This window comes from Thermodesulforhabdus norvegica, assembly GCF_900114975.1.
Classification (GTDB): Bacteria; Desulfobacterota; Syntrophobacteria; order Syntrophobacterales; family Thermodesulforhabdaceae; genus Thermodesulforhabdus; species Thermodesulforhabdus norvegica.
Map to the genome: position 1 here is coordinate 403,979 of NZ_FOUU01000002.1, position 15,190 is coordinate 419,168.

Sequence of the window (15,190 nt, forward strand, 5' to 3'; positions counted from 1 at the left end):
TATTAGTTTACCATGGTAATAAAAGATTACGGCGATTGGGGGTTAACAAAAATACATTTTAAAATGGTCGGGAGAAATAACCATGAACGAACAGTTATCTGATGACGTTTTCAAGCTTCCTCAGGATTGGTACGAGGAAGGAGAGGATTTTTTTAGAAGAGGTCTTTTTGACGAAGCAAGGAAGGCTTTTGAGAAAGCCCTCGAACTCGATCCCTATTATCCCGAGGCTCTATGCTCCATGAGTCGTCTTCTCTGGCGTGAGGGTAGGTATAGGGAGGCGGCGGAGTGCGTTCAGAAGGCCCTTGAGATTGATTCCGACGACCCCAACGTAATTCGTCGCTGTGCAGAATTGTTTATTGCGGCGGGTCAGAAAAATGACGCTGTGGATGTCGTCAGAGCTTACATCGAGAGAAATCCCTGGGACGACGAGATGCGGCGTTTTCTTGAACAGATTGAAGAGGGCTCTTTGCAGATAACGCCATCGGAAGCTTCCTCCGGCTTGCAGAGTGAAAGAGAAATAGCAGAGGCCGACTTTTTGACGCTAGAAGGCGAAAAGCAGTTCGAAAAGGGAAGGGTGGATCGCGCAAGGGTTTGTTTTGAAATGGCCCTTGAGCACGATCCCGACCATGCAAAGGCTCACAACAATCTCGGGGTGATTCTCTGGAATGACGGAGACCTCCAGGGGGCTCTGGAACATTTTCAGAAGGCCTTCAGGGCGAAGCCGGAAGACAGGAACATAGTTTTCAACAGTTTTAACGCTCTCGTTGAGGCCGGTCATCTTGATGTTGCGAAGGATTTAATAAAGCTGCATATCCAGAAGGATCCCTTTAACGAAGAAGCCTGGGAATTATACGATCGGGTTGCCTTGAGTGATCAGCAAATACACTGGAGTCCGGAAGGACTGTCCGACAGTGTGGCCGACACATACGCAGAGATGGCGGGAAAACTTTTGAAAAAAGGTGATTTGTACGGGGCGGCGGAGGCACTTCACCGAGCTCTGCAGATCAATCCCGATCACGTGAAGGCTACGGCTATGCTTGCCCGAGTGCACAGGGATCTAAACCATGAGGATGAAGCTCTTGGTTGGTACGAAAAGGCCATGGAGCTTGATTCTGAGAATGAATCTCTGGTTATCGAGTATGCCGAGTATCTGAATTCGAGGCATCAGGTTGCTAAAGCCCGGGAGATACTCGGTGATTTCCTGGAAAAGAAGCCCAGTGAAAAGGTGCAAAAGTTCCTTGAAAAGATAAGTGATGGGACGGGCTGATATCGCCGGTGAAAAACCTTTGAGACTGCCTGATGGCCTCGTCGGGCAGTCTCTCGTCGGGTTAGTTTACTCCACCCCCCAGCACGGCATATAAGGTTATATGGTTGGCGAGCCTGGTCAATTTGAGCATAATGAGTTGCTCTTTCGCATCGTAAAGGGAGCGCTGGGCATCCAGAACGCTTAAGTAAGAATCTATGCCGTTCAAGTATCTCTTTTGGGATAGTTCGTAGCTCCGCTCCAGTGCTCTTACCAGAGACTCCTGAGCCCTGACCTGGTCGTCTATGGTGGCTTTTACGGCAAGGGCATCGGCAACTTCACGAAAGGCATTTTGAATTGCCTTTTCGTATTCGGCTATAGCTATGTCCCTTTCGACCTTACTCACCCTGTATGCCGCCCATATACGGGTGTCGAAGATGGGTATGTTGAGTTGTGGTGTAAATCTCCAGATTCCGGTTCCGGAATCGAACAGATTCAGAAGATCATCGCTTGCAACCCCAAGCAGTGTGGTAAGAGAAATCCTGGGGTAGAAGGCGGCTCTGGCAGCGCCGATTGAAGCATAAGCGGCTTTAAGTCTGTGTTCTGCTGCTATTATGTCCGGGCGATTCAGCAGAACTTCCGAAGACAGTCCGGGGGAAATGTCCCGGGGTGGCACCAGAGTCTGGAGACTCTCCGGAAGAAGCCTCTCCGGAACCGGCATACCGACGAGGAGATCCAGAGCATTTTTGTCTTGGGCTATCCTCTGGGTATATTCGGCAACATCGCGCCTTGCGGATTCCACCTGAGTTTCCGCTCTCCGGAGATCGAGTTCCGTTGCAACCCCTTCTACATAGCGTTTTCGAATGAGCCTGTACATCTCTTCTTGGGTCTTTAGGGTATTTTCGGCGAGAGCAAGCCCTTCACGATCTGCCGCCAGGGCAAGGTACGCTCTGGCCACTTCCTCAATAAGCAGAATTTGAGCACTTTTTCTTGCGGCCTCCGTTGAAAGATATTCCTCCAGGGCCTGCCTCTCAAGACTTCTTATCCTGCCAAAAAAGTCTATCTCCCATGATGCTGTTCCCAGGTTCAGGCTGTACTGTTCAACGGTTCGGGGCTCATCAGGGCTTATAAGGCGAGAAGATTGACGTTCTTTTGTCATGGCGGCTTCCCCCGTAAGGGCCGGGAAAAGCTCGGCCCTCTGAACCCCATAAAGGGCCCGTGCTTTTTCAACTTTGAGAGCCGCCAGTTTAAGATCCCGATTATTTTGAAGTGCCAGCTCGATGACTTCTTTCATCCTGGGATCGTTAATGAAGTGACGCCAGCCGATTTCCTGAGGCAAGGGAGCCCGGGTATCCTCTTCTGCCTTTTCACCCACCTCTCCCCGGGGCCATTTTTCGGGAATCGGCGCATCAGGTCGTTCATACACAGGGATGAAGCTACATCCTCCGGTAATTATTAGTCCGGTAATCAGCATGACCATAACAGCCTTTCGTCTCCACTTTCCGGCTCTGGATACCAGCACGTAAAAGAGTGGTACGAAGAAGGTGGCCAGGAAGGTTGATGCTACCATTCCTCCCAGGACACATACCCCTATTGCATTCTGTGCTCCGGACCCAGGCCCTTTAGTTACTGCCAGTGGAAGCACTCCGAATCCGAAGGCCATCGAAGTCATCACAATAGGCCGGAGTCTCAGTCGAGCACCTTCAACGGTTGCCTTCACGAGATCCATTCCTTCTTTCTCCACCCGGTCTTTTGCAAACTGGACGATGAGGATGGCGTTTTTGGTTGTGAGCCCCAGGGTTGTAAGGATTCCGATCTGAAAGTAAACGTCGTTTGTCATCCCTCTCAGACTGGATGCCAGGATTCCTCCTATTGCACCGAGCGGAAGGCAGAGAAGGATCGAGATGGGGACTGACCAACTCTCGTATAGCGCCGCCAGTACCAGGAAAATGACGAATATAGAGAAAGCATACATAATGGGAGCCTGGGCTGACGCCATCTTTTCCTGAAAGGAGAGGCCTGTCCAGTCAAATCCAATTCCTTCCGGTAGCTTTGAGGCCAGTTCTTCCATAGCCTTCATGGCTTCGCCGGAACTTTTACCGGGCGCAGGCTCACCCCATATGTTGATTGAAGGGAATCCGTTATAGCGCTCGAGTTTTACTGCTCCATAGGTCCATCGGCCACTGGCGAAGGACGTGAAGGGAACCATCTCGCCCTTGCTGTTCCTCACGTAGAGTTTTTTCAGGTGTTCAGGTAGCATCCTGAAAGGGGCATCCGCCTGTACATAGACCTTTTTGACCCGGCCGGCCCTGGTGAAATTATTAACGTAAGTTCCTCCAAAAGCGGCAGATAGCGTCGTGTGGATGGAGGATATGTCTATTCCAAGGGCACCTGCCTTTTCCCAATCCACATCAATCTTATACTGTGCCGCGTCATCCATCCCGTTAGGCCTTACACGAATTACTCGTGGATCCTGAGCTGCCATCATCAGGAGCTGATCGCGTGCTTTCATAAGGGCATCGTGGCCTACCCCGCCGAAATCCAGTAGTTCAAAATCGAAACCCGATGCGTTTCCGAGCTCTATAACGGCCGGTGGAGGATACACGAAAACCATAGCATCTCTAAAGGCGGCGAAGGCCCTCATGGCCCGATTGACCACGGCCCGCGCTCTTAACTCATCACTGTCCCTTAGTTCCCAATCTCTCAGCTTCACAAAGCCCATGCCCACATTCTGCGCCTCGCCGGCGAAGGATATGCCCGCCACATAGGCGAAGGACTCCACCGCTTCTCTTTCATGGTTCAGAAAATAACTCTGGATTCGTTCCATGACTTTTTGAGTTTGCTCCAGTGTTGATCCGGAAGGAAGAATTACCTGAGTGAAAAGCAATCCCTGATCTTCGTCGGGAAGGTATGATGTAGGCATACGGAGAAAAAGGAAGCCCGTGATAATCACAAGTATCAAATACAGGACGACATAAGGGGAGCTTTTTCTAATGATGTGTCTCACCGTGCGGACGTACAGGTCACGACAGCGGTAGAAAGTTCGATCGAACCAGCGGAAGAAAGGTCTGAGAACCGTAGGAGCCGTATCGGAAGGCCTATGGCCCGGGGGAAGGGGCTTCAAGATGTTTGCACTTAGAACAGGGGTCAGGATTAGCGCCACGACCACGGAAAGTAACATGGCTGAAGCTATGGTTACGGAAAATTGACGGTAAATTATGCCCGTTGATCCCGGGAAAAAGGCCATAGGTCCGAATACGGCAGAAAGGACGAGGCCTATTCCAATAAGAGCACCGGTGATTTGATCCATGGATTTTGCAGTGGCCTGTCTTGGCGGTAATCCTTCTTCAACCATTAAGCGATCGACATTTTCAACCACCACAATGGCATCGTCTACAAGGAGTCCTATGGCCAGTATCATGGCAAACATTGTGAGCATGTTAATGGAAAAACCAAGAATCCAGATGACCGCAAAGGTTCCCAGAACAACAACAGGTACTGCAATGGTGGGGATAATGGTGGCGCGAAAACTGCCCAGGAATAGCCACATAACCATGAAAACGAGAATTATGGCTTCAATCAGAGTTCTTACGACCTCATGAATGGCCACACGCGTAAAAGGCGTCGTATCGTAAGGATAGACTACCCTTACTCCAGGCGGGAAATACCGACTTAACTCCTCCAGCCTTTTCTTTATTCTATCCGCCGTCTCAAGTGAATTGGCTCCGGGCTCTTTTCGAATGGCCATGAATGCCGCAGGCTTCCCGTTATATCTGGCGAAAATATCGTAACGTTCTGTTCCCAGCTCAGCCCTGGCAACGTCGCCAATCCTCACTGTGGAACCATCTTGATTGATCCTTATGGGAATGTTTTCGAATTCTTCGGGGGCTTGAAGATAGTGCTGGACGACGATAGAGGCGTTGAGCCTCTGTCCGGAAATAGCAGGGGAACCGCCAAACTGTCCCGCAGAAACTTCAACGTTATAAGCTTCAAGCGCCCCGACCACGTCTTCTACGGTAAGGGAATAATTGGTCAACCTGTCCGGATCCAGCCATATTCTCATGGCATGTTCCGTTCCGAAGACTTCGACTTCTCCAACTCCCGGTATTCGGGCAAGAACCTTCTCGAGATTGGAAATGGCATAATCACGAAGATCGTTTTCGCTCAGGCTTTCGTCTTCTGATACAATTCCCACCACGAGCATGTAGTTTCTGGTCGATTTACTGACTTCTACTCCCTGGCGTTGTACCACTTCTGGAAGGCTGGCCATGGCCAGTTGCAGTTTGTTCTGAACTTTGGACCAGGCAATGTCGGGGTCGGTACCCGGTGCAAAGGTCAGTTCAATCCGGCTGGCGCCTGAGGAACTGCTGTAGGCCGAAATGTACCACAGCCTGTCGAGTCCCGTCATTTTCTGTTCGATTATCTGGGTGACCGTACTTTCCACAGTCTCGGCCGAAGCGCCCGGATAGAAGGCTTCAACGGCTATAACGGGAGGAGCCAGTTCGGGATATTGAGAAACGGGCAGAAAATGGATGGCCAAAAGCCCTGCGCTCATAAGGGCGATGGCAATTACCCATGCAAATACCGGCCTATCTAGAAAAAACCTGGAAAGCATTACTTTTCCTCCTGAGAAAGAACCGGCTTCACGACCATTCCCGCTCGTACAAACTGAAGCCCATCAACGATGACTCGATCACCCGGAGCAATGCCCGATGTAACGAGCCACAGGTTGTCAACAGCGCGGTCGATCTGAAGCATCCGCATCTCCACCCTGTTTTCCTGATTTACCACCAGGCAATAGGGATTCCCTCCGCGATCTCTCATAACGGCCTCTTGTGGAACCAGAAGCGCACCATGCCTCGTTCCCTCGTTTACAGTTGCCCGCACGAACATCCCCGGAAGCAAAGTACGATCAGGGTTGTTGAAAACAATCCTGATCACCACCGACCCGGTTGTCGGATCGACGGAGACATCTCTGAATTGAAGCGTTCCCGCGTGGGGATAAGTGGTTCCGTCTTCAAGGATCAGGGTAACATTGTTCAGGGAAGGCGCATCGTTCCGAAGTATTCCCTCTTCAACGCGCCGTTTAAGTTGAAGCAGTTCCACCGTGGACTGAGTCACATCGACATAGACCGGGTCGAGCTGATGGATAACCGCCAGTGGCTGAGATTGGTAAGCCGTCACAACGGCGCCTTCGGTAACGAAAGATTTTCCAATTCTGCCGGAGATGGGAGCCCTTATGTAACAGTAACCGAGGTCTATACGGGCTTTTTCTACCTGGGCTTTCCAGTATGCGATATCGGCCTGTGCCTGCTTTAAGGCAGATACAGCATCGTCATAGTCCTGCTGACTTATGGCTCCATCGACTCTCAATTTCTCATACCGCTCGGCCCTTGCTTTTATCGCCGGAAGGTTGGCCTGTGCCTTTGCCAGGGCTGCTTCGGCATTCTCCAGTGCTGCTTTGAAAGGAGCAGGGTCTATAAGATAAAGCATATCACCGGCCTTTACCTCAGATCCCTCTTTGAAAAAGCGCTTCAATAGAAGACCGCTGACCTGAGGCCGAATTTCGGCCGTTCGATAAGCGGCAACACGACCGGGAAGGGTTGTGCTAAGGGTTACGTCTCTTGGTTCAACGACAACCACGGTTACTTCAGGAGGAGGCATAGCGGCCTGAGAAGACTGCCTGCTGGTTCCGTCATTACAGCCGAAAAGAGCCGTGATTCCGAAAATTACAAAAACAATGCCCCACTTCCCTGCGCCCTTACTCCACATTCGCAACCTCCGACCGGATTGTAGCTCCTGCAGCTTAAATTGCAGCTTCTTCAATGCCTTAAGCCGCATTTCCTTATCGCCAATCATAACTGTGTGAACATGGATTCGTATTGCGACCACCTGTTTTTAATACAGATCTAATATTCACATGTCAACGTTGATGAATCACCCGTCCGGAGGGAACCGAAAAACACCCAATAGCCCTTCTGACTTCAGCATCTCCGCAGAGGATGCTTTAAACCGGATGCCTTTAGCTTGCTTTCAACTTCAGCCAGTAGGAAAGGGATTGAGAATGTCCGGAGTTTGTGACCGGACACGAGGGAGACCAAAATCTGCTCGGAGAAGGTTTTGCCGGTTTTAAAAGGGTGGGATTGATGGAATGTTCTGAGCTTATGCAGGTAAGGGTAAGGCAGCAACCCGTGAAGGTAAAACCCTTATTCCTGAGCAACCGGACCGGCCTTGGCCGATCCGGTATGCTTTTTTATGCCGCCTGTTCTTCCGCCGCAGGCGAAGTGGCCTCAAGGGCCTCCTGATCAGCAAGATAACGATCTTTGACCCTCAGAAAATAAAGAACCAGAGGACGGTAGGCAAGGTGAGCCCATTTGGCGAAGGGTACTTCAAGCACAAGCATCGGAACGGCAACCATCATGTGGATGACATAGAGTGCATAGGTGGCAAAAGGTAGGTCGAGAAGACGGGTGAAGTGAATAAAGATGCCCGTGAGGGTGGTCAGTTCAAGGAGTATCAGAAACATCCAGTCGGTGGGATGAGAATTTTTGTAAGGGGGTTTGCTCTTCCGGATCCTTCCGATAAGAGCGTAAGTACAGCCGTAGAGTATGGCTGCCGTTGAATAGTAACCGAGCAGTCTTATGGGGTGCAGAGGCGGATAGATTTCGTCACGCTGGAACAATCTGATCAGACCGACCACAAGAAGGAAGGCGGTGCTGTAACCGGTCATAATCATGAGATGCACAAACCACTGCATCTTGTCTTCGCACTTTGCCCATCTCTTCTGGGTCAGAAAATTGACAACGAGCTCTTTAAACTCTGCCCGGTAATATTTGAAAGGTATCTTGCCCACCAGATCGCCCAGAATGAACTTCATGCAACGGTAGGCGTTACTGAGAAGGAGAAAAGATAGAACTGCCGCCATGATGAGGTCGGCCAGTTCGATCTTTTCTTTGGGCCATACCGAATTAAGACGGGCGTGCTCCCAGTCAGGGTTTCCTGTATTAAAAATAAGGAGTCCCAACCCCACCAGTACGGCCACAATAACTATGGCGACGATTTCGAATTTTTCTGATGTATAAAACCTTCGGGCAAAACCGGTCCAGTCGTATTGTGCCGTCAGATAACGGCGCATAACCATCATGGTCTCTCCCGGGTCGGCTCCCCGGGGGCATTTTTCAGAGCAGGTCCCGCAGTAATAGCACAGCCACGGTTCCGGGCTCCTTAAGATCTTGTCTCTCAGCCCAAGCTGCACATACTTGACCAGCTTCCTGGGAAAAGGTGTTTTGTTTTCCGAAAGAGGGCACACGGCCGTGCAGTTTCCACAGTGGAAACACTTTTTAGCGTCTTTTAGCCCGTAAATCTCGAGCTCTTTCATTAACGTCGGGTCAACCTTAATGCCCATATTCGTCCTCCTTTGCTACTTCCTAGACCTGATGTGCATATAAAGCCGGGGAAGGGGAAACAAGATCCCCCTTCGCCTCGTCTTCTAGAAACCTTTGTACGGATTGGGCCCGATCTCTTCTATCTTCTTTGCAAAATCATCCAGAATTTCAGGCAACTTTGCGTAGTCCGTTATGCTTACGGTTTCGAATCGTACCCGCTCGGATTCCAGAACCAGTCGATCCAGTGTTTCCTTGATCTTTCCGAGCCTGATGTTGGCCAGCTCACTACCCCGGATGAAATGGCACTGATAGTCTTCGCCGTACTTGCAGCCGAGGAGTAGAACTCCGTCAATGCCCGAAGACAGTGCATCGGCAATCCATATCAGGTTCATGGAACCCAGGCAACGGAGAGGGATCACCCTTATCCAGGGATTGTACTTCATGCGGCGCACACCTGCCATATCAAGAGCAGGGTACGAGTCGTTTTCACAGGCGAGAACGAGGATCCGTGGCTTTTCTTCGTATTCATCGGGGACGTTCATGGCTTTTATCATGTCGCCAATCATGCCCACTGAATAATTCTTGAAGGAGATGATCCGTTCGGGACATGCTCCCATACACACGCCACAGCGCCTGCACCGGGTCGGGTTGGGAAGGGGATTTGCCTTTTCGTCTTCGTTTATTGCACCAAAGGGGCATTCAACGGTGCATCGCTTGCACTGAGTACATCTCTGCATGAAGAATTCCGGAAAAGACATGTCTCCGGCTCGAGGATGTACGGCCATCCCCTTGTGTACCATTTCAATGCACTGAATTGCCTTCATGGCGGCACCGGTTCCGTCCTCAATTGCCGTTGCAACGCCCATCGGACGGCGCACACATCCTGCCGCGTAAATTCCGGTGCGGCGACTTTCATAGGGGAAGCAAATGAAGTGAGAGTCGGGGAAACCGTACTTAAGAATCGGTACTTCAGGTCCCTGACGATATTCAAGGTTGAGCACGTCGGATTTCAAAATGATGTCAGTTGGTACCGGCTCTTCTTCCTCTTTCTGATCTTCCGGTTTTGCTACCACGTTTTCTCCGAAAGCCGTAACGGGAACCATGCCGGTGGCAAGGACGACAAGATCGAGACCGTCAACTTCGACCTCCTCGCCCACAAGATCTTCATATCCCTTGACGGTGAGCCCCGTTGCTCCCGATTCTACCTGGGGATCCTGGCATCTGAGGAATATTACCCCCGCCTCCTGAGCCTTCCTGTAGAGATCCTCTGCCTGACCGGGTGTTCGCATCTCTTTGAAAAATACATAAACATTGGCGTCTGGATTTTGCTCCTTTATCTGCAGAGCCTGCTTCAGAGAGCTGATGCAACAGGTTGTGGAACAGTAGGGTAGATGATTGGGGTCACGGGATCCTGCACAGAGCAGAAAGGCAACGGAGTTTACACTGCCTCCGTCTTTTGGCCGTTTAAGATTTCCCTGAGCCAGCATTTCTTCGAATTCCACGCCTGTTACGACGTTGTCGTAACGGCCGTAACCCAGTTTTGGGTCGAGCTTTTTGGGATCGTAAGGTACCCAACCTGCAGCGAGAACTATTGCCCCAAAGCGGTGCTCGACGGAGCTACCGTTTTGAGAAATCGTGACGTCGAACAATCCAGGTCCGCCTGCGGTCTTGAGAATCTTTGCTTCCGTGTAAACCGTGATGTTTTCGTGGTTCTTTACCTTTTCGATGTATTCGTCCAGATAACCGCTCTTGAAGGCTTTGTAAGGAAGGGTTGCAACCTCCTTTACCTTTCTCACGAAGCCACCCAGCTCTTTTTCCTTTTCTACCAGCGTTACCTTGTACCCCGCATCTGCTGCTGCCAGTGCTGCTGCAAGCCCTGCTGCTCCACCGCCTACGACGAGAACGTCCCTGGACATTTCTTCTTCGGGCTTATAGGGCTCTGGTAGCTCCATTTTGTTTACTTTAGCAAGACCCATCCTGAGGTAGTCTTCGGCCATCATCTGCGTATCTTCTTCGCCGGGGGGCTGGCACCAGGCGACCTGTTCTCGGATGTTAACCCGGTCGACGATGCAACCGTCGAAGTTAAAAAGGTCGTACATCACGCGGGGAGAGCATGCCGCTATTACGATGGTATTCACGCCTTCGGCTATGTCGGACTTTATTACGTCCACGCCTTCCTTGCTGCACAGGAATGGGTGGGTTTTGCAGACGGCTACGCCGTATTCTTCCTGTGCCACATTGCCCAGTTGCTCCGGGTTCAGGGCCTCCCCGATTCCGCAACCCGTACAAATATAAACGCCAATCTTTTTCTCCATGGGATTACCTCCTTGAAATCGACTGAATGGCCTTTATGGCCGCTGCCGTTCCGTCCTGTACCACTTCTGCAACGTTTGTGGGGGTACGAACACAGCCGGCTGCGTAAATGCCGGGCTGGACCACAAGCCCGGGCAGGAACTGGTAGTCATCGTAGGCTACCGGTATGGGAAGGGGCTGTGATACCGTGCTGGGTTCCATGCCCGTTGCCAGCACGACCAGATCGGCGGAGATTTGCTCCAGAGCTCCCGTCATTGTGTTTTCAACATGAAGAACCAGCTGGTCTGATCCTTCAGCCTGTTCGATCTTGGCAACCTTGCCCTTGAAGAAGGTAACCTTTTCGTCATTTTTGACCCTGTTGTAGAAATCCTCGTAACGATCCTTTGCCCGGATATCTATGTAAAAAATGTAAACCTTTGCGTCGGGAATTTGCTCTCTCACATAGGTGGCCTGCTTCATGGAGGCGAGACAGCATATGCTCGAACAGAAAGGCAAATGATTTTCGTCTCTCGATCCGGCACATTGCACGAAAGCCACGGTCTCAGGGGGCTGACCGTTGGAGGGGCGAAGGATTTTGCCCTGAGTCGGTCCGTTCCAGGAAGCCATGCGCTCCATCATCACGTTTGTTATTACGTCTTTGTAAGTGCCGAACCCGTAGGTATCGAGTTTTTTTGCATCGTAGGGATTCCATCCGGTAGCCCAGATTATGGCTCCTACGTTGAGCTCGACCTTCTGAGGCTGCATGTCCAGGTCAATGGCATCATAAGGACAGGCCTCTTTAACCTTTTTTGCCTCGGGGCTCTGTACGAGAACCGGATCAATGACATATCTCATGGGATACGCCAGGTCGTGGGGTAGATAGGCAGCCTTGATCTTATCCATCCCGAAGTTGAAGGGATTATCTATTTCAAGTGTGGTTGCTTCGGCGCATTTGCCGCAACAGGTACACTTCTCGTTAACATATCTGGGTTTTACGACCACGGTAGCGGAGAAATTGCCCTCATGACCTGTTATGCCTTCCACTTCTGCAAGGGTCAGGACATGGATCCTGGGATTTTGCTTAATCCGCCTGAAGTTTATCTCAAGACCACAGTAAGGAGGGCACAGCTTCGGAAAATACTGATTCAACTGAGCCACTCTGCCGCCCAGATAAGGATTTTTTTCTACCAGATACACTTCATATCCTGCCTCGGCGGCTTCAATGGCGGCGGTCATACCGCTCATTCCACCGCCAACAACGAGGATGCTTTGGTTAACCGGACCACCCATCACTTTCCTCCCGTTGTAAATGTGACGAAATTCTTAAAATGGACAAGCCCGAAAGAACCGGCGTTACTGCCCGCTTAGTGTGCTGTTCACAACATATTCGTTCCTACATGTGCTCATATACACAAATATGATCTGAGGCGCAAATAAAAAACCTAAATTTATTTGCTTGACAGGTTAAAGATGCGACGGGTAGTAAAAGGCTCGTGAAAAAAAGATCACCCGGTATGATTTGTCGTCAAGGTGTTGTAATAAACCGATAAATAACACGATAGCGGAGTCAGGCCATGGAGGATCGAAAGGATCAGGGAGGCTGGTTGAAATACGTTATAAGGTTTGCACTGTCCTGTGCGGCAGTGTTTCCGGTGTATGCTTTTTTGTACCTGACTTTTCCGGCTTCTGTGTTTGCCTTTTATTTGATAACGGCGATTTTGGTAATGGTTTTTACTCCCTGGGATGATTTGAAGAAGAAGTTTCTGTCCTGAGAGAGCCTTGCTTGTCGGGGAATCGAAGCTACGACTAATTTACTTCCTGAAGTGGTAAAGGTTTGTGGGGGATGGGTCGGAGTGCCGGGGAAGGGTATTTTTCCAGTACATGATTGACAATAGGATAAGGGGTGGATATAGTCCAAGTGCTGTGTCTTTCGGAAACGTTCTGGGTGTAATTCATAAGAACTTGTTTTTGAGGAGAGAATGGCTATGGCGGGAAATATTGTGGAGATCACCGATAAGAATTTTGAGTCTGAAGTGCTTAAATCCGATATTCCCGTACTTGTCGATTTTTGGGCAGCATGGTGCGGACCCTGTCGAGCTATAGCTCCGGTGATTGATGAGATTGCCAATGAGTATCATGGTAAGATCAAGGTCGGTAAGTGCAACGTGGATGAAAATCCTCAGACGCCCTCCAAATTCGGAATCCGGGCTATTCCCACACTCATCTTCTTTAAAAACGGCAATGTGGTCGATCAGATAACGGGGGCTGTCGGTAAGTCTCAGATTTCCGCCGTGATCGACCGGCTTATTGCCTAGAGTTCCGGACAATGTCGGAAGTGTCTGGCATCTATGATGTGGTTGTTATCGGCTCCGGGCCTGCGGGTTGTGCGGCGGGGATTTATGCGGCCCGGTCGAGGTTGAAAACGCTGATATTGGAAAGGTTCGCTCCGGGTGGGCAGTTGCTGAATTACGAAAAGGTGGAGAATTATCCCGGCTTTGCGGAGCCGATAGAGGCTTTTGAGCTTGCCCGCAGGTTTAACGAACATGTGGATTCCTTCGGTGTTGAGAGAATTCAGGCCGAAGTAACCGCCCTTGAGGTTCAGGGACCTGTCAAGCAGATCGTGACGGATGGAGCAACCTACCGGGCAAAAACCGTTATAATCGCCTCCGGTGCTACACCTAGAGCCCTGGGGGTAAGGGGGGAGCGAGAATTTGTGGGCTCCGGCGTTTCCTATTGCGGCGTCTGCGATGCTCCGTTTTTCAGGGAGCAGGATGTTGCGGTGGTAGGAGGGGGGGACACGGCGGTTGAAGAAGCAGTCTATCTTACCCGCTTTGCCCGTAAGGTGTATCTCATTCACAGGCGTGATAGGCTCAGAGCCGCAATGGTTTTACAGGAGAGAGCTAAATCCAATGACAAGATAAGCATATTGTGGAATACTGAGGTGCGCGAAATTCGGGGAGATAGCGGGGTAGAGGAGGTTGTTCTTTATAATAAGAGCGATGCCAGGGAATATAGTCTACCTGTGAGCGGGGTGTTCATATTCGTCGGTTTAAGTCCCAACGTTTCTTTTGTGCCTCCGGCAATCGGTAGAGATGATGGAGGCTTTATTGTGACCGATGAAAACATGAGAACTTCCGTACCGGGGGTTTTTGCGGCAGGTGATGTGAGGTCGAAGCCGTTGCGTCAGATTGTTACGGCCGTAAGTGATGGTGCAATAGCGGCCTATTCTGCCGGCTTGTATATTGAAAACAATGAAGGTATGTGGCCAACCGTGTCTCCATGAGCGTCTCGTTATAATTCCACCGTGCTGTAATTGAGATTAAGATGAGAATCTTTCGGTTATAATGCAGTCAGGCTTCTTTATTAGATATTACCATGAGATTTGAGACGATGCGATGCGGGGGATGGATATAAAGCGCAGGGCTTTGTTTGAAATAGTTTGTGTTCTCTTTTGCGTCCTGCTGGTCGGTGGGTGTGGTACTAACCTGATGGAATTTTATTTTGGAGATCTCTTCGAATCCGGTTCGGAAATAGGTGCGACGCCGGATCAGCTGGTATGGAAAGGGCTTCAGAGCATTCAGGATAAGGATTATGGAGATGCCCAGAAGGCTTTTGAGCAAATAATTCAGCAATATCCCTACAGCAAGTACGTAGTTCTTGCCGAATTGAAGCTTGCAGACGCTTATTATCTGGATGAAAAGTACGAGGAAGCGGCGGCTGCCTATGAGCAGTTTGCCAGGCTTCATCCCGGTAATCCCGTCGTGCCCTATGTGCTTTATCAGCTGGGAATGTGTTACGCCAATATGGCGCGTTCTATTGATAGGGATCATGGCCAGTTGCGCAGGGCCCTTACGGTTTTTGAGCGGATTACCCAGGCCTACGCTGGAACGGTTTGGGCTCAAAAAGCCCGGGATAAAGCCGTTGAATGTCGTAAGAAACTTGCCGAGTATGAATTATACGTGGCACGCTTTTACATGAAGCGAGGCGAGTACAGAGCGGCCGCAGGCAGGCTCGAATATGCCCTTTCCGAATATCTTTCGGAAATGAACGAAATGGGCAAGGTAAAAGAGGCTCAAGAAATGCTTGCACGATGTCGAGAGGAAATCGATAAGGGCTTTGACAGGCCGAGTTTGTGGACAAAGCTCGGGTTTTAGGCGTATCTGTTGTTTGATCGACATTTCCGGCCACTACAATTCAATCGAGTTACCCGGTAGATTAAGAAAAAAATTGGGGAAAGGAAGGAAGAGGTCATGGTGCATCCGAACGATTT

The 15,190-nt window shown here is 50.4% G+C and carries 10 protein-coding genes; 5 read left to right on the plus strand and 5 right to left on the minus strand.

What is annotated here, in order from left to right; translation table 11 throughout:
* Positions 1 to 82 precede the first annotated feature (82 nt).
* Complete coding sequence (locus BM091_RS05490; protein WP_093394080.1) at positions 83 to 1,267, plus strand: tetratricopeptide repeat protein; 1,185 nt, start codon at positions 83 to 85, stop codon at positions 1,265 to 1,267.
* A gap of 61 nt (positions 1,268 to 1,328) precedes the next feature.
* On the opposite strand, the gene BM091_RS05495 is transcribed toward BM091_RS05490, so the two are convergent.
* The 5 genes from BM091_RS05495 to BM091_RS05520 form a co-directional block, all read right to left on the minus strand.
* Complete coding sequence (locus BM091_RS05495) at positions 1,329 to 5,858, minus strand: efflux RND transporter permease subunit (protein ID WP_093394081.1); 4,530 nt, start codon at positions 5,856 to 5,858, stop codon at positions 1,329 to 1,331.
* On the minus strand, positions 5,858 to 7,015 hold the full coding sequence (locus BM091_RS05500) for an efflux RND transporter periplasmic adaptor subunit (RefSeq protein WP_093394083.1): 1,158 nt from the start codon (positions 7,013 to 7,015) through the stop codon (positions 5,858 to 5,860). The genes BM091_RS05495 and BM091_RS05500 overlap by 1 nt, the downstream gene beginning before the upstream one ends.
* A gap of 481 nt (positions 7,016 to 7,496) precedes the next feature.
* Positions 7,497 to 8,648: a 4Fe-4S dicluster domain-containing protein gene (locus BM091_RS05510; protein WP_093394087.1), complete on the minus strand. Its 1,152-nt coding sequence runs from the start codon at positions 8,646 to 8,648 to the stop codon at positions 7,497 to 7,499.
* Between the two features lie 84 nt (positions 8,649 to 8,732).
* Positions 8,733 to 10,943 (minus strand): FAD-dependent oxidoreductase, encoded by a 2,211-nt coding sequence (locus BM091_RS14390; protein ID WP_093394088.1) that lies wholly within the window; start codon positions 10,941 to 10,943, stop codon positions 8,733 to 8,735.
* Positions 10,944 to 10,947: 4 nt separating this feature from the next.
* Complete coding sequence (locus BM091_RS05520) at positions 10,948 to 12,210, minus strand: CoB--CoM heterodisulfide reductase iron-sulfur subunit A family protein (protein WP_093394090.1); 1,263 nt, start codon at positions 12,208 to 12,210, stop codon at positions 10,948 to 10,950.
* A gap of 284 nt (positions 12,211 to 12,494) precedes the next feature.
* Here BM091_RS05520 and BM091_RS05525 point away from each other — a divergent pair, with 284 nt between their 5' ends.
* From BM091_RS05525 to bamD, 4 genes are all read left to right on the plus strand, one after another.
* Entirely contained in the window at positions 12,495 to 12,692 is a 198-nt protein-coding gene (locus tag BM091_RS05525) for a hypothetical protein (protein WP_093394091.1), read from the plus strand.
* A gap of 213 nt (positions 12,693 to 12,905) precedes the next feature.
* Positions 12,906 to 13,235, plus strand: a complete 330-nt coding sequence (trxA, locus tag BM091_RS05530) for a thioredoxin (protein WP_093394093.1) — start codon at positions 12,906 to 12,908, stop codon at positions 13,233 to 13,235.
* An 11-nt stretch (positions 13,236 to 13,246) separates the two neighbouring features.
* Positions 13,247 to 14,203: a thioredoxin-disulfide reductase gene (gene trxB, locus BM091_RS05535; RefSeq protein ID WP_177193535.1), complete on the plus strand. Its 957-nt coding sequence runs from the start codon at positions 13,247 to 13,249 to the stop codon at positions 14,201 to 14,203.
* 112 nt (positions 14,204 to 14,315) lie between these two features.
* Complete coding sequence (gene bamD / locus BM091_RS05540; RefSeq protein ID WP_093394095.1) at positions 14,316 to 15,074, plus strand: outer membrane protein assembly factor BamD; 759 nt, start codon at positions 14,316 to 14,318, stop codon at positions 15,072 to 15,074.
* The last annotated feature ends 116 nt before the right edge of the window (positions 15,075 to 15,190 follow it).